Raw genomic sequence first — 18,336 nt, forward strand, 5'->3', positions numbered from 1 at the left:
AACGTTTAGGCAGGACACTATGGAAAAAATGGTCAGGCTATCATCGGCGAAGTTTGGTTGAAACTAAGATGCACTGCATTAAATTATTAGGAGATAAACTCAGCGCAAGGAGTTTTGGTAGCCAAGTGAATGAGATCCATGCACGTGTAGCAGTCCTTAACAGATTTACGGAATTAGGTCGCCCACTTACCCAAGTTACGCCTTAAATTTGGCTCAATTAGGGGCGCTTTGCATTTCAAATCTTTGTGCAACAAAGCCGTAGTACAGTCAATGGGGCCTGTATTGGCACAAATTCGGGTTGTATTGAATTTGCTTTAGATTATCCATTGCAAACTTTAGATTTCCATTGTGGTGATGATACAAAGCAAACATTTGTCACCACATATGATGTAGATAAGGGTGTGGCAACAGGTGCCTGTAAAGTAGGCCAGTCAATTACTTTCTATATTCTAGGTAAAGATGAAAGACGTGTAGATCTGGGTTCATTCTCAATGAATAGGATTGGTAATGTTACATCTAAATCTCATTATCCACGTATGAATTTATTGGATATCGCTGAGGGCATCCGTAACACCAACTCAGCAGGTGATCTGTCTCAATATGATATTGCTATTCGCTTAGTCCAGTTAATTCAAGCCATGGGTTTAAATACTGATCAATTACGATCAGCAACGGAAATCTATCCTGTTGCGATAAATGAAGATATTCGAGCTGGACTTGATCAATTAGATGAAGATATTACTGTTGAAAAAATCAAGACTTTATCTGATCAGGATTTTGATGCCTTACTGAAAAAATGGTTGGGACCAACAACGATTACTAAAGAACAGGCCGAACAGGTACTTCAAGCATTATTAAATATTTCAAATGCTGCTGTTTATCAGCCAGAATTTTCCCTGTTTTCTACTGAATCCTTAGGTAGTTATGTTACCGGTTCAGAAGGGTTAGTAGGATGCAGTAATCTTAACCGAGAATGCTCGCTAACAGATACTGACCTGACACATATCTTGGGTCATTTTATATTGATGACTGACCGTCAGGGGATGACTTTCGGCAGTGGCTTACAGTGGAAAGGCAAAATAGAAAGCACAACCCAGAATCCTGGTGATTTCACCACGATAGGTGGACTGAATGCTCATTTAATTCGTAGTATTAAACCTGTACAAATGACTGCTGATGCCCAAAATTCATGGATTGACCCGGAAACAAAACAAATTACCAATACACCAGGTTATCTATTCAGAGTAGGTGACTCTACTACCGAGAAACTCAAGATTGAACAAGGTCGCTTATATAATGATTATATGATTGCTGGTAAAGAGCGTTTTTATAAGGTTTTGACCGGTAAGAGTGTGAGTTATAACTTAAATGAGAGTGAAAAACGTGAGCTAGGTCTGTGGCAGCAAACCGGGGGAACACTGAATTTTGCTGGTACGATGGATCTTTATAAAATCTATCCAATCACACATTTGGACCGAAGGGTTTTCACGACTCAAAATAATGTAAGAAATCAAGAAAATTATTTTTTCCCGCTTTATGGAAATTTAAAATTTACCTTAACAAATGATTCAAACAGAATAATTAATTTGGGCATTGTGATTGATGAAAATGGTGATATTCGTACGAATATTAAACCTGCTACAGCAAAAGTTGATGAATGTAGTGCTGAATACAATCCATCTACAATGCAAACAACCTATTTGGTCGAGGATTCTGAGGATACGGATGCGGTAGAAACAGTACAACAATATCGTATTGGAACCGTTTCACGTGCCTTTGTACCTGCAGCTGTGAGAAAGAAAACAGACAATACACTTTCTATTCGTATGGTTTTCGCTAATGAGGAATTAGGCGATTTGAACGGTGCTCTCATTGGTATGAATTCCACCATCAAGACCTCAACTGATGGTTCTTCCGAATCCATAGTGGTAGGGGGAGCATTAGTGAATTTGACTGATTTATTTAATGTGAGAGTAACAGGTGACGGTACGAATACTCCTAAACCGACGATCAGTTTGACAGACTCTGAAGGGAATACGGTAAAATGGGCAAATAGCTTTGCTAGCTTTAGCCAAGTTTATGGTAAACAGAATCCTTCTGATGAAAGTGTTAAGAGATTATCCAAACTTGCAGGAGGTACAGTTAGCCTGACCGCTGCTGAATGCTATAAAGTAAAAGCGAAATCCTAATATAAAAAATTCAATAAAAAACCAGTCGCATCGACTGGTTTTTTATTATTTGGTTCAGCTATTTTTCCAGACGGGCCATGTTGTTACATGAACCCTTCAAGCGGAAGCCAAGACACAAACTTTAATAGGGCTTTTTGATGCCATTTCATTTTCGGTTCTTTGGTCAAAGTTTTAATTTCACCATTCGGTTGCTGGATCTTCCAGTTGATATTCTGATTGGCATCTAATACCAGCTTATAAGCATATTTACTTAAGTTCTGATCCATGGTTTTATGCACAGCTTGTGCTAAGGAAGGGCTATTGAGTAATACACCAATCTCTGTATTTAGATAGGCTGAACGCGGGTCAAAGTTAAAAGAACCAATAAATACCTGTTTCTCATCTAAGGCCATCAGTTTTGCGTGTAAACTGGAACGACTCAGACCTTTCAAGCTCACTTTAGCCTTGTCAGCAATTTCCTTGGTATTGGCATTCAGGTTTGCTGCATCTGGCGCCGCTAGAAATTCGTACAACTGTACATCATGTTCCAGTAAATCTTTACGGTACTTAGAATAAAAAGCATGCACAACAGGAACGTCATTGGCTTTATAAGAATTGGTGAGTACTCGAATCTTTATATCTTTTTGAGCCAGACTTTTGAGCCGTTCTGCACCTTCTTTTTCTGGTACAAAATAAGCAGAGACAATATCTACACTTTGTTCAGGTTTTTCCAGATGCTGTAACAACTGGAAATTCAGGTGTTCTTCTTTTTTTGCCTTGGACTTGATCTTGGTAGGCGGGTCTTTGACTACTTCTGCTTCAACCCAATCCAGCTGGATATTATGATCAAGCCATTTATCAAAAGCCTTAGACCTGTTAGCTAAGTCGAGGTAGTTTTGTACTCGTGGGTCATCCTGATGTGCTTTTAGCTGCTGTTTAAGGCTTTCAAAGCGTAGGCTATGGTGACGTGGATTAACAATATTCCGCACTGGATAGGCATAGTCATCATTCCAGTATTCATCAAAGGAATGGATAATCTCATCTGAGGCAGCACCAACCAGCAACACATCTACATCGGAAAATTGATAGGCATCACTTACATTGTAATACTGATTACTCATATTACGTCCGCCAATCAAGGCAATCTGATTATCTGCAATAAAGCTCTTGTTGTGCATACGACGATTGATACGTTTCAAATCCAGTACCATATCCATGGCACGATGCTGGCGGAAGCGATAGGGATTATATAAGCGAACATCGATATTTTGATGCTGATCCAATGCCAGATAAATGCCTTCCATCTTCTTGGCATTGTTGTCATCAATCAGGAGGCGGACCTTTACTCCACGGTCGGCGGCCTGAATAATGCCATTTAAGGCCAGTGCGCCAATCCGGTCATTGTCCCAAATATAATATTGCAGATCTAAAGTCTGCTCGGCCTTATGAATCAGTTGCATACGGGCTGCAAGTGCTTCAAGTGGATCATAGAGAACATGATATCCAGTCAAACCTAGATATTGATCACGTAAAGGTTGAACAATTTTAGCCAGGGAAGTCTGTGAAGTATCAGTTTCAAAGGCAGTATGTGAAGGTCGTTCTACCTGCGGAGGAAGCGTGCTGCAGGCAGGGATCCCCAGAACAAGGCTCAAACCCAGTAAAACAGCAGATTTATATGGAGTATTACGTCGGGAAGTGACCATGGGCTGGTCAGCCTTGGAGCGGGGAGCATTCGTCATATGAATCTAAGCGTGATAAATTAGGTTTGAGTATAATTGCCAGCTGTGAAAAGATAAATACAGAGCAGAGAATGTACTAAAGAACTGGACAAGGCGAAATTATGGGGAATATCGATTCCGTGATCTTATATTTCTATATCGGAATGGCGATTTTGGCGCTGTGGTGTATATCGCAGGCGTGGATCAGTCAGTCACATACCCAGACGATTCATCCCTTTAAAGCCTTTACCCATCTGCTCGCTTATTATCTATCTTATCTACTGATTCCTTTATTTTTCTTTAGTATTTATGGCGGTTTTAATGGATATTATTCCATTCATGAGGCAGTATTTATCTGTCTGCTCAGTGGGGTACTGTGTTATGCACGTTTTATTGAGCCGCATTTAATCCAGATCAAGACTACTCGTTATCAGATTAATACTGATAAAAAAATGCGGCAACCTGTTCGTATTGCTTTAATTGCGGATTTGCATATTGGTTTATTTTCTGGTCATGAACGTCAGCTAAAACAAATTGTACATAAATTAAATCAGCAGCAGCCTGATTTGGTAGTGGTCGCAGGTGACTGGACCTATGAACCGGAAGATACCCTGACCCAAGAACTCGCCATTCTGCAGGAAATTCAGGCACCGGTATATTCTGTGAATGGTAACCATGATGAGCAGTACCCGGGACCGCCCATTCAAGAGTTATTACATACTGCTCTAGTAAGCAATAATGTTATAGATATTGAAGGGCAAATTGTTGAATTTGATGAATTTCGCCTGGTGGGTATTGGTGATCTCTGGGCGGGTAAAGCGGATATGCGGTTCTTGCCAGAGTTGCCGCAAGATAAGCCCTGGGTGATCCTGTCACATAACCCGGATACGGTAGACATGGTGCCGAAATTGCCAAGCCGGCCATTGATGCTTTCTGGACATACGCATGGCGGGCAAGTGGAATTACCGTGGTTGACGGACTATGTGATGAAACGGGTGTCAATTCTCGGACATAAGCGCGGCTTATATCGACATGAACATGCCGATGTATTTGTCACTGTCGGAACAGGTCTGGTGGGTGTACCTTTCCGTTTTCGTGTACCACCCACCATCGATATCATTGAGTTGATATAAATGATTTGGCGGATTTCAGTATCTAGCCAACCATCCAGATAATTAGCAGAATCAGAAGAATAATACCTGCAATGATCCAGATCAGATGCGGTCCATTTTTTGCAGTGACCGGTTCAGCGACTTTTTCCTGTAACTCTTGGGTCGACTCTGGAATGGGTGGGCGGGTAGCATGATCTTGTGTAGCACTTGCAGGGATGGAGACTGCAATAGAGTCGGTTAGCGCTTCAGTCTTCAGCTGTGGATTAATGGTGACATCATCACTAAATCTTGCGCCTTGTGTCTGTACCTGTAAGGCAGCATCATGCTCCATCACGATCGCGGCAATCACTTCAAGCGCCTGCTGTTGGTCTAATGGCGTATGTTGAACAATATATTGGATGGCTTCGGTTTTCTTATCTTCTTCCAGTAAGACCACAATATGAACCAGCTGGTCTTCGGTCAAATATTCGATTGGATCCTGCATATCTTATCCTTTTCGTTATGAATCCGTTTCTGTATTGTTCCGTAAATAGAGGAGGAGAAATAGCAGTTTTTTGTTGCACACCAAATTTCGGAAATAAAAAAGCCAGTGCATTCACACTGGCTTTTTAGAGGGTAATCCTAGAATTAGATCTGATTGTTTACATCATCATTCTTGGTTTCACGAATCAGCAGGAATGCCAACAGTGACAGGATAGAGGCTGCTGTCAGGTAATAACCCACGGCAGATAAACCATATTGTGTTGCCAGCTTGGTTGCGATTAAAGGCGCAAAAGATGCACCGAAGATGCCTGCCAAGTTGAAGGTCAAAGCGGAACCTGTATAACGTACTGAAGTCGGGAAGATTTCAGACAATACGGTACCAATTGGGCCATAAGTTAAGCCCATGATCGCAAGTCCGATACACAGGAACAGGAATACGATAACTGTACTGCCTGATTCAAGCATGTCGGCAAAGAAGATACCGAAGATCGCAGAAACGATACATACACCGATTGAAGTCGCTTTACGACCGAACTTTTCTGCGAATACAGCAGATAATGGAATGAATGCAGCAAAGCATAGCGTTGCAACTAATTGCAACTGAAGAAATTCTTCACGTGAATAGCCTAGCTGCTTAGTACCCCATTGCAGCGCAAAGACAGTTGTTAAGTAAAATACAACAAAGGTACAGATAGCTGCAATTGTACCCAGTACTAACATTTTAGAATGTTTTTTAAATACTTGAACAAAAGGTACGTTTACTTCTTTTTGCTTGTCCAAAACGTTCTGGAATGCAGGTGTTTCATGTAGTTTTAAACGAATCCAAAGACCTACAATAACAAGAAGCGCACTTGAAATGAATGGAATACGCCAGCCCCAAGCCATGAAGTCAGCTTCAGACATCAATGCACCGAGCGTCAAGAATGAGCCAGTTGCCAGGATAAAGCCAATTGGTGCACCCAGTTGCGGGAACATACCATACCAGGCACGTTTACCTTCAGGTGCATTTTCAGTTGCAAGTAAGACCGCACCTGACCATTCACCACCCAGACCAAGGCCCTGACCTAAACGGCATAATGCCAAAAGCAAAGGCGCTACAATACCAATTTGAGCATAAGTTGGCAGTAGGCCAATCGCTACAGTAGACAGTCCCATGGTCAGCAAGGCAGCGACCAGAGTAGCTTTACGACCAATTCTGTCGCCGAGGTGACCAAACAATGCCGCACCGATCGGACGCGCAATAAAGGCAATTGCGAAAGTCGCAAGTGACTGGATCGTTGCGGTCATTGGGTCTGTACTTGCCGGGAAGAACAAATAAGGGAAAATAATGACAGCGGCAGTGGCATAAATATAGAAATCGAAGAACTCGATTGTAGTGCCTACTAAACTCGCTGTTAAAACGCGGAATTTTGAGTTTTGTGCTGGCTGAGCAGCAGAATTTGACGACGCCATGAATGACCTTACACTTACTAAAAATAAAAGAACTTAGTTTTAAAAGCGTAATCTTTTTAAAAAAGGCGTAATTTCTTAAAAAAACAACTGCAATCTTCTCAATTCAACTCGCTCAGGGTCACTGAAATGGAGAATGAGAGGATTAAATCACGTAAAGATAGATAGACAGAAAATGTGATCCTGCGCCTATCAATACAAAAATGTGCCAGATAGCGTGCGTATATCTTACTCTTTTTAATGCATAAAACAATGCACCCACCGTATAAGCAAGTCCCCCAATGATGAGAAAGGTTAAAGATTGTACTGATAAATATTTTTGCATATCATCAATAACTAACAGTGCAAGCCAGCCCATTGCGAGATAAGCAAACAGGGAAAGTTTCTGAAAACGATGAATGAAAATGAACTTGAATAGTGTTCCAAGGACAGCAATGATCCATAAAGCAATCAACAAATACTGGGCTTTGGCCGTTGGAATGGCAATTGCCAGAAAGGGGGTATAAGTACCGGCAATCAGATAATAGATCGCAGTATGGTCAATTTTTTTATAGAAATAACGTCGGTCTGCAGTTGTGGCCATGTGATACAGCATGGATGCAGAAAAAAGTACAATCATGCTCAGTGCATAAACCCATAAGCCAATCCATTGACCCGTACTAAGATAAGAGCCTTTAATCACCAGTAAAATACCGGCAATTACTGACAAGGCAGCACCTACACCGTGACTGATGTAGTTGATGCGCTCTTCGACAGCATCATAATCCTGAAGCAATGGTGCATTTGACATAGTTATCATTCTTCTTAAATATACAAATGTATAGTAATTCAATTTTGCTTTTAGGGTAAGAACATTTACACTTTAATGGCAATTCATTTCAGGTTTCTTTTATGTCCATTTTGGCTTCTTTCTCGGTTCAAGAACAGCAATTTCTGGATACTTTCCAGCAAGCCATTGAAACAGATCAATTTGATCGCCTGATTTTAAGTCAGTATAAGGGCGAACTGGAACAACTGGAGAAAATGACTTTGCGCGTCATTTGGCTGAATGAGCAAAAAGTACTGAGTTGTCTGTACAGATATAAAACCCAGGACGTCACTAAAAATTATCCTTTAACTGAGGCTTTGTCTCAGGTCACTGAATTACTAGCCTGTTGCAAGCAGGCCAATCTGATCACTACAGCCGAAGAATTGCAGCTGAAAAAAAACAAGAAAAAAATCATGCTGACCCGCAGCAAAACTCAACCTGTCGTTAAATCCAAAACTGCTGAACAGGGCCATGACCGGGTCAAGCAGCGTTATGTGGATCAGGACAGTGTGTTTCTGCAGCATCTCGGCATTACTGATCAGCAAGGTCAGGTCATTCCGAGCATGGCGCGCAAGTGGAAACAGATTAACAAGTTTGTGGAAATTTTCTCGAATGCGCTTTCGCAGATTAAAGCCTCTCAGGAAGGTCTGCAGGTAGTAGATTTTGGTTCAGGTAAGGGCTATCTGACTTGTGCCTTGTATGACTATATGCAAAAGCATGGACAGACACCGTGGGTGACGGGTGTAGAACTGAATCCGAAAATGGTCGAGTTTTGTCAGAAGGTGGCAGACCAATCCCAGTTTAACCAGCTCGATTTCTTCCAGGGTGATGTGCGCACCTATGAGCCTGAGCATCTGGATGTGATGATTGCCTTACATGCTTGTGATGTGGCCACGGATTTTGCCATTCATACCGGCATTCGTCTGAATGCGCAGATCATCATGTGTGCCCCATGTTGTCACAAGGAACTACGCCCACAGTTACAGGCGCCAAAAGTTTTGAGTCCAATGCTGCAATTCGGGATTCATGCGGGCCAGCAGGCAGAAATGCTGACAGATACTATTCGTGCCTTGTTGCTGAAAGCCTATGGTTATGAAACTAAAGTATTCGAATTTGTTGCGCTTGAGCATACCAGTAAAAACAAAATGATTCTGGCGGTGAAGCGCAAGGACGATCAGGAACCGGATCAGGACGTGCTGAATCAGATTCAGGCTTTGAAAGAGATGTATGGGATTCAGAAACACTCCCTTGAATTATTGCTCAAGGATGAATGGGATCAACAGGGGATTGGTTGTAAATGCTAAATCATGCTGAGCTAAAAATTGTTGCAGGCACTTGGGCCGAGCTGGCTGCCGCAGCCAGACTGATTCGCGAAGCTGTGTTTATTCAGGAACAGCATATTGCATCGGAAGATGAATGGGATGCAGAAGATAAGCTGTGCACCCATTTTGTGGCTTATCTGCATGATCAACCGGTTGCCACAGCCCGACTATTAACAAGTAATAGTATCGGTCGTGTTGCAGTACTGAAATCAGCGCGTGGTTTCAAGATCGGTCAGCAGTTAATGCAGGCAGTGATTGACTATGCATGCGCTGAAGGACGGCAGTTTATCAAACTTTCCTCTCAAGTCCACGCTATCGGCTTTTATCAGGTTTTGGGTTTTCAGCTACAGGGTGATGAATATCTAGACTGTGGAATTCCACATATCGATATGTATTTACAACTTTAAAGATTCATTTTCAGATATAAAAAAGCGAGGCATGAACCTCGCTTTTTTTATCGTAAGATCTTAATGACCATGTGCACCATGTTCGGTATCCATATGGGCATGTTCATCTGCTGACATATGCTGTTCTTCAGCAGCTGTTGATTGCGGTTCAGTACCTTGTTGAGCTGCTGCACGTGCTTCACGATCTGCCTGAGCTTTGGCAATGGCTTCTTCTGACATGGTTGGGGCATTTTTAAATGCGTGTTGCTGGGTATCCTGTTTCTTCTGCTGGCTTGGCATGTAGTCCGGTTCATTGCTGACAGCTAACCAGAAGATAAACATGAATATACCACCAATTATGCAGAAGATAATCAGTGCTCTCCAACCCCAAGGCGAATTTTCAGGAGTATTTTGATCAGACATGGTATGAACCCAAAGAGGATATAGAATCTATGTTACTTTATAACATAGATTGGCTGAAAAGCAGACTGGATTTGCACTGTAAAATATGATCATTTTTTCAGTAGACTTATAAAAAGAGGAGCTGAACGCTCCTCTTTATTCTGTGCGAATTAGATTAGAAAGTTTCAGCAGCAGAAACCTTATTTTTTAACAGTGCCGGTGCTTTAAAGCGTTCACCATATTTTTTTTCCAGTACATTGGCACGTGCCAAGGCCTTCGCCAGTCCATACTGATTTAAATACTGCACTGCACCACCGGTCCAGGCAGGGAAGCCAATGCCAAAGATCGAGCCAATATTTCCTTCTGCAGTTGACTGCAACACGCCTTCTTCCAGGCAACGTACGGTATCCAGTGCCTGTACAAACAGGAAGCGTTCAATCATCTCCTGCTCAGAAATCTCGGTATTTTTATTCCAGTGACTGAGGCCTGACCAGAGTTGTTTTTTCCCACCTTCAGGATAGTCATAAAAGCCCGCGCCAGCTGCCTTTCCTTTGCGATTAAACTGGTGAATCATGGTTTGAATGACTGCATCGGCAGGTGAGGCCTGACGTTCTTTACCTTCTGCCTGAAGTACCTTGCGCGTTTCATTGCTAACATGCTCGGTCAGGGTTAAGGACACTTCATCCTGAACTGCCAATGGACCAACGGGCATACCAGCTTTTAAAGCAGCCATTTCAATACGTGCTGGATGCACACCTTCTGACAGCAGACGCAAACCTTCTTGTACAAAAGTACCAAAGACACGGCTAGTAAAGAAACCACGACTGTCATTCACGACGATTGGCAACTTGCCGATCTGCTGCACGAAATCAAAAGCTTTGGCGAGGGTTTCGTCTAAGGTATTTTGCCCCCTGATGATTTCTACCAGCTGCATTTTATCCACCGGACTAAAGAAATGCAGACCGATAAATTTATCTTGATCCTTACTTGCCTGTGCCAGATTGCTAATTGGTAAGGTCGAAGTATTTGATGCCATTACGCCGTCGGCAGCCAGATATTGTTCTGCTTCCTGAATCACCTGAGCTTTCAGTTCCTGATTTTCAAAGACCGCTTCGATGATCAGGTCACAGCCCGTCAAATCTTCTGTGTTTGCAGTGGGATGAATCAGATTTAAAATCTGTTCGCGCTGTCCAGCTGTAAGTCGACCTTGACTGACTTTCTTGTCCAGCAGTTTCTGGCTATAGGCTTTGCCTTTTTCAGCAGCTTCGATCGAGATATCTTTTAGAACGACCTGAATACCTCTGCTGGCGGTGACATAAGCAATTCCAGCGCCCATCATCCCTGCACCCAAAATCCCAACTTTCTTGGCTTGCCATTTGGCACAATCTTTTGGGCGATGAACCCCGGATTTAATACTGTTCATGCCATGCCAGAAGGTGCCGATCATGTTTTTCGATATCTGACCGGTCGCCAGATAGGTGAAATAACGGGATTCAATACGGAGGGCTGTATCGACATCGACCTGCGCACCTTCAACTGCTGCAGACATAATCGCTTCAGGTGCTGGATAACAAGCTTTGGTTTTATCACGTAGCATCGCAGGAGCAATTGCCAGCATTTGTGCCACTGCTGGCGTGGATGGTGAGCCGCCTGGAATCTTGTAGCCTTTTTCATCAAAAGGTTGTACGGATTTAGGATGGGCTTTAATGCATACAACTGCTTTTTCCAGCAGCTCATCAGGGCTATCAGCCGTGTCATGAATCAAGCCCAATGCTTTAGCTTTTTCTACACCGAGCTGCTTACCTTCCATCAATAAAGGAAGAGCGGTTTGCAAACCCAGCAAACGAACAGTGCGGACTATGCCGCCACCACCGGGTAGCAGACCTAAAGTCACTTCAGGTAAACCAAATTTGCTTTTTGGATCATTCAAGGCAATCCGGTGGTGGGCACACAGGGCAATTTCCCAGCCACCGCCAAGAGCGGTGCCGTTCAAGGCTGCAACCACCGGAATACCACGGGTTTCGATATAGCGCAGCTGTACTTTCATCTCTTCAATCATGTTGAAGAATTCAGTGGCATGTTCTGGTGTAGCTTGAATCAGTTCATCCAGATCACCGCCAGCGAAAAAAGTCTTTTTGGCTGAACGGAAAATAATTCCGGAAATTTCATCATCTACTTTAAGCCTATCGACAACTTCGCTAAGTGCAGTGCGAAAGTCGGCATTCATGGTGTTAGCAGACTGGTTTGGAGAGTCAAAAGTCAGAACAACAATATTGTCCGCTGTTTTTTCAAATTGAATGGCGCTCATGGTTCTCTCCTTAAACCAGTTCAATAATAGTGGCAATACCCATGCCGCCACCGACGCATAAAGTTGCTAATCCACGTTTTTTACCCTGGCGTTCCAGCTCATCTAACAAAGTACCGAGAATCATGGCACCGGTTGCACCCAGTGGATGTCCCATGGCAATGGCGCCACCGTTAACATTGACTTTGGCTGGATCAACGTTGAGTTCTTTAATAAAGCGCATAACGACTGCGGCGAAGGCTTCATTGACCTCAAACAGGTCAATATCATCAATGCTGAGACCAGCTTTAGCCAAAGCTTTACGTGCAGCCGGGGCAGGGCCGGTGAGCATAATGGTTGGATCAGCGCCCACCAGAGCCGTTGACAAGACTTTGGCACGCGGTTTCAGGTTCTGCTCTTTAACAGCCTGTTCTGAAGCAAGCAGGACCAAGGCAGCACCATCCACGATGCCAGAAGAATTTCCCGCATGGTGCACATGATTGACTGTACCGACTTCTGGATATTTTTGCAGGGCAATTGCATCAAAGCCCATCTGTCCCATGGTGGCAAAGCTTGGGTTGAGTTTGCTGAGTGTTTCAATTGTCGTATTGGGTTTAATGAACTCATCTTTATCCAGAATCACCACACCAGCTTTATCTTTAACTGGCACAATCGATTTATCAAAATGACCACTGGCCTGAGCTGTTGCCGCTTTTTTCTGGGACTGTTCTGCAAAACTATCTACATCATCACGGCTATAACCATCAATGGTCGCGATCAGGTCGGCACCAATGCCTTGTGGAATAAAATCACAAGCCATATTGGTTTCAGGATCGAGCGCCCAAGGGCCGCCATCCGAACCCATCGGTACGCGGGACATGGATTCGACTCCACCCGCAACCACTAAATCCTCCCAACCTGAACGGACTTTTTGTGCGGCCATATTGACTGCTTCCAGACCAGAAGCGCAGAAACGGTTAATCTGTACACCAGCCACATCGTTATCCCAACCCGCTGCAATTGCTGCAGTTTTGGCAATATCAGCACCTTGGTCACCAATCGGAGTGACACAGCCCAAGACAATGTCATCAACCTTGGAGGTATCTAAGGAATGACGCTCTTTCAGTTCATTGAGCAGGGTAGTGAGTAAACTGATCGGTTTGACTTCATACAAGGATCCATCCTTTTTTCCCTTGCCACGTGGTGTGCGAATGGCATCGATGATATAGGCCTCGCTCATACAATTTCCCTTTTTTGAATGAATAAGATTTGTTCTAATCATTTTGAGTGTAATGATTCTTTAACTAAGCGCAATGACGAGAACGGACCAGGTCATTTGAGCAATCTGGTCAATGGCGATGATTCAAGAAAAAGATCAGACGAAAAAATGCCCAAGTCTGGAGCTTGGGCATGAACTGAGATTAGCAAAAGAGCTAATATTGAATATGAAGAGAATGTGGCTTAATGGTAACCATGTAATTGGCGATATAAACCTGGTGTTACACCGGTCCATTTTTTGAAAGCACGATGGAAGGTGCTGGTTTCACTAAAACCAACTTGCTGCGCGACATCTTCCAGGGTTAAATCTGGATTTAACAAGAGGTGGATGGCAGCATCTCGACGCAGTGCATCTTTAACGCCTTGATAACTCTTGCCTTCAGCAGCCAGACGACGACGTAAAGTTTGTGGAGATAGATATAGCATGGAAGCGACATCATTCAGCGTCGGCATTTCTTCGCCGATCTGGCTCTTCAGTACATCACGAATACGGGAGGTTAGAGAGTTGGTATTTTTGAATTTTACCAACAGTTGAGCAGGTGCAGCTTTCAGGAACTCTTCCAAGGTTTCTTCATTCTGACGGATGGGTAAATCGAGATAATCCGCTGCAAAAGTAATTTCAGTACGTGGCGCGTCAAACTGCATCACGGGTGCAAAAAATAATGCGTCATACTCATCCGCATGATTTGGACGTGGATAGCTGAAATGTACACGTTCCAATGGAAGGCGGCGTTCAATCAACCACGAAGCCAGACCATGCCAGATCATTAGCATGCTTTCAGTGATGAAATGATCCGGGTCCATCTCTTTCGGAATTTGAGGGACTAAACGTGCTTCATGCTTGTCACGTTCCAGTGTCACCGCCCAGTCATCGCCAAACAGCTTGTAGAACTGGGAAGAAAGTTCCAGCGCATCACCTAAAGTTTTAGCATGGATGATCAGCTGACACATGATTGCAAATGTGCCCAGACGGCGAGGCTGTTTGTCAAAGCCGACATGCTCGTCCTGTGTCACCATCCACAGCATTTTAATAAAACGGGTATATTGTTCTGGCGAGATACGGGCCTTAGGCTGATGCAGAAGTTCAGCTTCAATACCAACATGAGACAATAACGTATCGACGTCCATGCCGAGACGCTTCACGCCGTAGAGTGCAGCGTTAACGAAATGGATACTGATCGTATCGCGACTCATGTTTAATCCTTCAGTCTCTTTGATGTTCACTAATGCTTGACCTAATTGACAACAAATAATAAATCAATGGCAATTTACAAAATCGGATTTGCCATTTGTTACATATTAAATTGCCGAAATGATCAAGGTAAATGGCTGAACATGACATTGTTTTTGTGTGTTTATGTTTCTAATATGCATAAAAAACCATCATAAATAGAGTAATTATTCTAATGTCCTATGCATTAAAAGGATTGAAAGTCCTCGATTTTTCTACACTTTTACCTGGTCCTTTTGCCACCATGTACTTGGCAGACCTCGGTGCCGAGGTTGTGCATATTGAATCACCAACACGTCCTGACCTATTGCGATTAGTGCCACCATACGCACATGGACAGGCAACTGCACACAATTATTTGAATCGTAACAAACAATCTATCACGCTGGATCTTAAAAATCGTGACTGTATCGAACAGATCAAAACCAGGATTTCGGACTATGACATCGTGGTTGAACAGTTCCGTCCCGGCGTAATGCAACGTTTGGGACTGGATTACGCCACCTTGGCTGAAATCAATCCGCGACTTATTTATTGTTCCATTACTGGCTATGGGCAAACTGGTTCTTATAAAGATAAGGCCGGGCATGATATTAACTACTTGGCCTTATCCGGAATTGCCGGACATAGCGGTCGGGTTCAGGGTGGTCCACCGGCTTTAGGTATTCAGGTCGCTGATGTTGCTGGCGGTTCCATGCATGCGATTATCGCTATCCTGGCAGCGGTGATTGAGCGCCAGCGTAGCGGAATGGGACAGTATATTGATATTTCCATGACCGATTGTGCGGTGACCTTAAATAATATGGCAGCCGCCGCCAGTCTGGCAGCAGATGTGCATGCCCAGCCTGAGTCCGGTCATCTTAATGGGGGGGCTTTTTATGACTATTATCAAACCCAAGACGGTCGTTATCTTTCTATTGGCAGTTTAGAGCCCCAATTTATGCAGGGTTTGGCACAGGCATTGCAGTTGCCAGTTCTGTTAGAAAAAGGTTCATCCTTAGATGCTCAAGACCAGAAAGAAGTGAAGGCAGCGATTCAAGAGAAAATTCGCAGTAAAACTCTGAATGAGTGGCAGACTATATTTGCTGCTTTAGATGTGTGTGTGGAGCCGGTATTACACCTTGATGAAGCCTTAACTTCACAACTGGCACAAGAGCGGGGCTGGGTGGTGCATGTTCCAGTCAAAGCAGGGGAGCAGGAGACTGAGCCACAGCTGGCCTGTCCAATCAAATTTTCCCGTTCCAGCTCACGCTATGATTTTATGGGACAGGCACTAGGCGAATCTGAACAGTGGTAAGTTTTTGGATCTTTTAATGATTATTTATTGATCAGTAGAGGTGAGCTGCTTTTATATGAAAATAAATGCTAAAGATTTAAAAAATAAATCATTATTCGTTGAAAAGGAGTTTTGCTCGACAAATCCTTTAAATCACTGAATTTCTGGTAGGCTTATCAATAAAATCGCTATGAAATATGTATAAAAAGCATTTTATTGATAGTTTTAATCTCGTTATCCTTGCCGACGATATAATAGAAACTACTAGCTGTACGCCATGTATTTATATACTGATTTCGATCAGCAACTGATTAATGAACGTGTTGCACAGTTCCGTGACCAGACGGAACGTTATTTAGCGGGCAAATTGACGGAAGATGAATACCGTCCGCTCCGCCTTCAAAATGGCCTATATGTACAACGTTATGCGCCAATGCTGCGTGTAGCAGTACCGTATGGTCTGATGAACTCTAAACAGTTACGTAAAATTGCGGAACTGGCAAAAGAATATGACCGTGGTTATGCACACGTATCAACACGTCAAAACTTCCAGTTCAACTGGCCTGCACTGGAAAATGTGCCAGATATGCTGCAAGAATTGGCATCAGTACAAATGCATGCGATTCAGACATCAGGTAACTGTATCCGTAATACGACGACTGACCAATATGCTGGTGTCGTTGCAGGCGAGATTGCAGATCCGCGTCCAACATGTGAATTGATCCGTCAATGGTCTACTTTCCACCCGGAATTTGCTTTCTTGCCACGTAAGTTCAAGATTGCTGTTTCAGCACTGGAAGAGATCGACCGTGCAGCAACTTCATTCCACGATATCGGTGTATATATCGTAAAAAATGAAGCGGGTGAGATGGGCTATAAAATCAAAGTCGGTGGTGGTCTAGGCCGTACACCAATTATTGGTAGCTTTATCCGTGACTTCCTTCCACGTGAAGACCTGATTGCATACCTTGAAGCTGTACTTCGTGTATACAACTTGCATGGTCGTCGTGACAACAAATATAAAGCGCGTATCAAAATCTTAGTAAAAGCACTGACACCTGAAGTATTTGCTGAGAAAGTAGAAGCGGAATTTGCACATACCATTAAAACATTGAAAATCGATGCTGAAACCTTGGCAAAAATGGATGAGAACTTCACGCCATTTGCTTATCAAGATTATGCAGATGAAGATTTCTCTGAACAGTTCGCGGCGCATCCGAAATTCAAGCAATGGTTCAATATCAATACCAATGCGCACAAAGTGAAAGGCTATCGTATCGTTACGATTTCACTGAAACGTGCAGGTGTGGCTCCTGGTGATGTAACCACTGAAGAGATGAACCTGATTGCAGATCTTGCAGACAAGTACACTTTTGGTGAATTACGCACGACTCATGAGCAAAATATTGCCCTTGTTGATGTCCCACAAAAAGACCTGTTCGAATTGTGGACGATCCTGGAACAAAACAATCTGGCACGCGCTCACATCGGCTTCTTGACGGACATCATTTGCTGCCCGGGCGGTGACTTCTGTTCATTGGCAAATGCAAAATCAATTCCGATTTCTGAAGCAATTTCACGTCGTTTCGATGATCTGGATACGATTTATAACCTTGGCAAAATCGACCTGAATATTTCAGGTTGTATGAATGCCTGTGGTCATCACCACGTCGGTAATATCGGTATTTTGGGTGTAGACAAAAAAGGTGCTGAATTCTACCAAATTACTTTAGGTGGTAATGCAGACCATGATGCATCGATTGGTGACATTCTTGGTCCATCATTTGCTGCTGAAGTAGTGCCGGATATCATCGAAGAAATCCTGAATACTTATCTTGACCTGCGTCAGGAAGGTGAAGAATTTATCGATACCTATCGTCGTGTTGGCATCCAACCATTCAAGGAGCGTGCATATGCTTAATACCGCACTACAAGTGCTCTCTAAAGATGGCACGATTGCAGACAATACTTATCAGTTAATTGGTGAAGATGGCGTATTGCCACAAGGTGATGTGGTTCTGACTGTTGAACAGTTAGAACAAATCGCCAATGTTCCGGGTAAAAAAGCACTGTACTTAACGGTAGATGCTTCTCCTGAAACCAATGAATTTCCACTTGATCAGTTGGATGCAATCTTTATCGAGTTTGCCGGTTTTAATGATGGCCGTGGTTATTCATTTGCAGCACTTCTTCGTCGCCAGGGTTTTCAGGGCGAGCTGCGTGCAACAGGTGATGTATTTAAAGACGTACTGAACTATATGAAGCGTTCGGGTTTCGATACTTTCGTGATTAAAGAAGGTAAAGATATTCAGGAAGCGGCAGCAGGTTTAAATGACTTTAGCAATCCGTACCAAGCATCCACAGCTGTGCCAAAACCGAACTATCAGACTGGAGCTTAATCCGTCTTCAGTTAAAAGCC

15 protein-coding genes and 1 pseudogene are annotated in these 18,336 nt (G+C 43.3%); 8 read left to right on the plus strand and 8 right to left on the minus strand.

Annotation, left to right across the window (positions count from 1 at the left end):
* Positions 1-206: pseudogene (locus tag C3420_RS08775) on the plus strand (IS5/IS1182 family transposase); the annotation flags it as partial.
* Between the two features lie 39 nt (positions 207-245).
* On the plus strand, positions 246-2,189 hold the full coding sequence (locus tag C3420_RS08780) for a hypothetical protein (RefSeq protein WP_103800559.1): 1,944 nt from the start codon (positions 246-248) through the stop codon (positions 2,187-2,189).
* 83 nt (positions 2,190-2,272) lie between these two features.
* Here the strand turns inward: C3420_RS08780 and C3420_RS08785 are convergent, their stop codons facing one another.
* The gene (locus tag C3420_RS08785; RefSeq protein ID WP_372510698.1) at positions 2,273-3,907 is read right to left on the minus strand and encodes a phospholipase D family protein; all 1,635 of its coding nucleotides are present in this window, start codon (positions 3,905-3,907) and stop codon (positions 2,273-2,275) included.
* 101 nt (positions 3,908-4,008) lie between these two features.
* Here C3420_RS08785 and C3420_RS08790 point away from each other — a divergent pair, with 101 nt between their 5' ends.
* Positions 4,009-5,019: a metallophosphoesterase gene (locus tag C3420_RS08790; protein WP_004891549.1), complete on the plus strand. Its 1,011-nt coding sequence runs from the start codon at positions 4,009-4,011 to the stop codon at positions 5,017-5,019.
* A gap of 22 nt (positions 5,020-5,041) precedes the next feature.
* Here the strand turns inward: C3420_RS08790 and C3420_RS08795 are convergent, their stop codons facing one another.
* The 3 genes from C3420_RS08795 to trhA all read right to left on the minus strand — a co-directional run bounded on the left by C3420_RS08795 (position 5,042) and on the right by trhA (position 7,720).
* Complete coding sequence (locus C3420_RS08795; protein ID WP_004891552.1) at positions 5,042-5,482, minus strand: hypothetical protein; 441 nt, start codon at positions 5,480-5,482, stop codon at positions 5,042-5,044.
* A 143-nt stretch (positions 5,483-5,625) separates the two neighbouring features.
* Positions 5,626-6,933 (minus strand): MFS transporter, encoded by a 1,308-nt coding sequence (locus C3420_RS08800; RefSeq protein ID WP_004891555.1) that lies wholly within the window; start codon positions 6,931-6,933, stop codon positions 5,626-5,628.
* Between the two features lie 142 nt (positions 6,934-7,075).
* Positions 7,076-7,720 carry a PAQR family membrane homeostasis protein TrhA gene (gene trhA, locus C3420_RS08805; protein WP_004814489.1) on the minus strand — a complete coding sequence of 215 codons (645 nt, stop codon included), beginning with the start codon at positions 7,718-7,720 and terminating at the stop codon, positions 7,076-7,078.
* Positions 7,721-7,821: 101 nt separating this feature from the next.
* Between trhA and C3420_RS08810 the strand changes: the two genes are divergently transcribed.
* Both C3420_RS08810 and C3420_RS08815 read left to right on the plus strand, forming a co-directional pair.
* A complete protein-coding gene (locus tag C3420_RS08810) occupies positions 7,822-9,042 on the plus strand; it encodes a class I SAM-dependent methyltransferase (protein ID WP_103800544.1) in 1,221 nt (406 codons plus the stop codon).
* Positions 9,036-9,467, plus strand: a complete 432-nt coding sequence (locus C3420_RS08815; protein ID WP_004891559.1) for a GNAT family N-acetyltransferase — start codon at positions 9,036-9,038, stop codon at positions 9,465-9,467. Before C3420_RS08810 ends, C3420_RS08815 begins: the two co-directional genes overlap by 7 nt.
* Positions 9,468-9,527: 60 nt before the next feature.
* Here C3420_RS08815 and C3420_RS08820 read toward each other — a convergent pair whose 3' ends face one another.
* The 4 genes from C3420_RS08820 to C3420_RS08835 all read right to left on the minus strand — a co-directional run bounded on the left by C3420_RS08820 (position 9,528) and on the right by C3420_RS08835 (position 14,604).
* Entirely contained in the window at positions 9,528-9,869 is a 342-nt protein-coding gene (locus tag C3420_RS08820) for a hypothetical protein (RefSeq protein ID WP_103800545.1), read from the minus strand.
* A 154-nt stretch (positions 9,870-10,023) separates the two neighbouring features.
* Positions 10,024-12,156: a 3-hydroxyacyl-CoA dehydrogenase NAD-binding domain-containing protein gene (locus C3420_RS08825; protein WP_004891563.1), complete on the minus strand. Its 2,133-nt coding sequence runs from the start codon at positions 12,154-12,156 to the stop codon at positions 10,024-10,026.
* Positions 12,157-12,166: 10 nt separating this feature from the next.
* On the minus strand, positions 12,167-13,372 hold the full coding sequence (locus C3420_RS08830) for an acetyl-CoA C-acetyltransferase (RefSeq protein ID WP_004891565.1): 1,206 nt from the start codon (positions 13,370-13,372) through the stop codon (positions 12,167-12,169).
* 221 nt (positions 13,373-13,593) lie between these two features.
* Positions 13,594-14,604 carry an AraC family transcriptional regulator gene (locus C3420_RS08835; RefSeq protein ID WP_004814497.1) on the minus strand — a complete coding sequence of 337 codons (1,011 nt, stop codon included), beginning with the start codon at positions 14,602-14,604 and terminating at the stop codon, positions 13,594-13,596.
* A gap of 212 nt (positions 14,605-14,816) precedes the next feature.
* On the opposite strand from C3420_RS08835, the gene C3420_RS08840 reads away from it, so the two are divergent.
* The 3 genes from C3420_RS08840 (at position 14,817) to C3420_RS08850 (ending at position 18,316) form a co-directional block, all read left to right on the plus strand.
* Positions 14,817-15,938, plus strand: a complete 1,122-nt coding sequence (locus C3420_RS08840; RefSeq protein WP_103800546.1) for a CaiB/BaiF CoA transferase family protein — start codon at positions 14,817-14,819, stop codon at positions 15,936-15,938.
* A gap of 256 nt (positions 15,939-16,194) precedes the next feature.
* Positions 16,195-17,838 carry a nitrite/sulfite reductase gene (locus C3420_RS08845; protein WP_103800547.1) on the plus strand — a complete coding sequence of 548 codons (1,644 nt, stop codon included), beginning with the start codon at positions 16,195-16,197 and terminating at the stop codon, positions 17,836-17,838.
* On the plus strand, positions 17,831-18,316 hold the full coding sequence (locus C3420_RS08850) for a DUF934 domain-containing protein (protein ID WP_004814500.1): 486 nt from the start codon (positions 17,831-17,833) through the stop codon (positions 18,314-18,316). Before C3420_RS08845 ends, C3420_RS08850 begins: the two co-directional genes overlap by 8 nt.
* The last annotated feature ends 20 nt before the right edge of the window (positions 18,317-18,336 follow it).

It is taken from the genome of Acinetobacter sp. ACNIH3, from assembly GCF_002918965.1.
Taxonomy (GTDB): domain Bacteria; phylum Pseudomonadota; class Gammaproteobacteria; order Pseudomonadales; family Moraxellaceae; genus Acinetobacter; species Acinetobacter schindleri.

Bases quoted from the DNA above. Each gene is read 5' to 3' on its own strand.
- C3420_RS08825 (WP_004891563.1), bottom strand. From the start codon at position 12,156: ATGAGCGCCATTCAATTTGAAAAAACAGCGGACAATATTGTTGTTCTG.
- trhA (WP_004814489.1), bottom strand. From the start codon at position 7,720: ATGTCAAATGCACCATTGCTTCAGGATTATGATGCTGTCGAAGAGCGC.
- C3420_RS08850 (WP_004814500.1), top strand. From the start codon at position 17,831: ATGCTTAATACCGCACTACAAGTGCTCTCTAAAGATGGCACGATTGCA.
- C3420_RS08830 (WP_004891565.1), bottom strand. From the start codon at position 13,372: ATGAGCGAGGCCTATATCATCGATGCCATTCGCACACCACGTGGCAAG.
- C3420_RS08815 (WP_004891559.1), top strand. From the start codon at position 9,036: ATGCTAAATCATGCTGAGCTAAAAATTGTTGCAGGCACTTGGGCCGAG.
- C3420_RS08820 (WP_103800545.1), bottom strand. From the start codon at position 9,869: ATGTCTGATCAAAATACTCCTGAAAATTCGCCTTGGGGTTGGAGAGCA.
- C3420_RS08810 (WP_103800544.1), top strand. From the start codon at position 7,822: ATGTCCATTTTGGCTTCTTTCTCGGTTCAAGAACAGCAATTTCTGGAT.
- C3420_RS08785 (WP_372510698.1), bottom strand. From the start codon at position 3,907: ATGACGAATGCTCCCCGCTCCAAGGCTGACCAGCCCATGGTCACTTCC.
- C3420_RS08800 (WP_004891555.1), bottom strand. From the start codon at position 6,933: ATGGCGTCGTCAAATTCTGCTGCTCAGCCAGCACAAAACTCAAAATTC.
- C3420_RS08845 (WP_103800547.1), top strand. From the start codon at position 16,195: ATGTATTTATATACTGATTTCGATCAGCAACTGATTAATGAACGTGTT.
- C3420_RS08835 (WP_004814497.1), bottom strand. From the start codon at position 14,604: ATGAGTCGCGATACGATCAGTATCCATTTCGTTAACGCTGCACTCTAC.
- C3420_RS08790 (WP_004891549.1), top strand. From the start codon at position 4,009: ATGGGGAATATCGATTCCGTGATCTTATATTTCTATATCGGAATGGCG.
- C3420_RS08795 (WP_004891552.1), bottom strand. From the start codon at position 5,482: ATGCAGGATCCAATCGAATATTTGACCGAAGACCAGCTGGTTCATATT.
- C3420_RS08840 (WP_103800546.1), top strand. From the start codon at position 14,817: ATGTCCTATGCATTAAAAGGATTGAAAGTCCTCGATTTTTCTACACTT.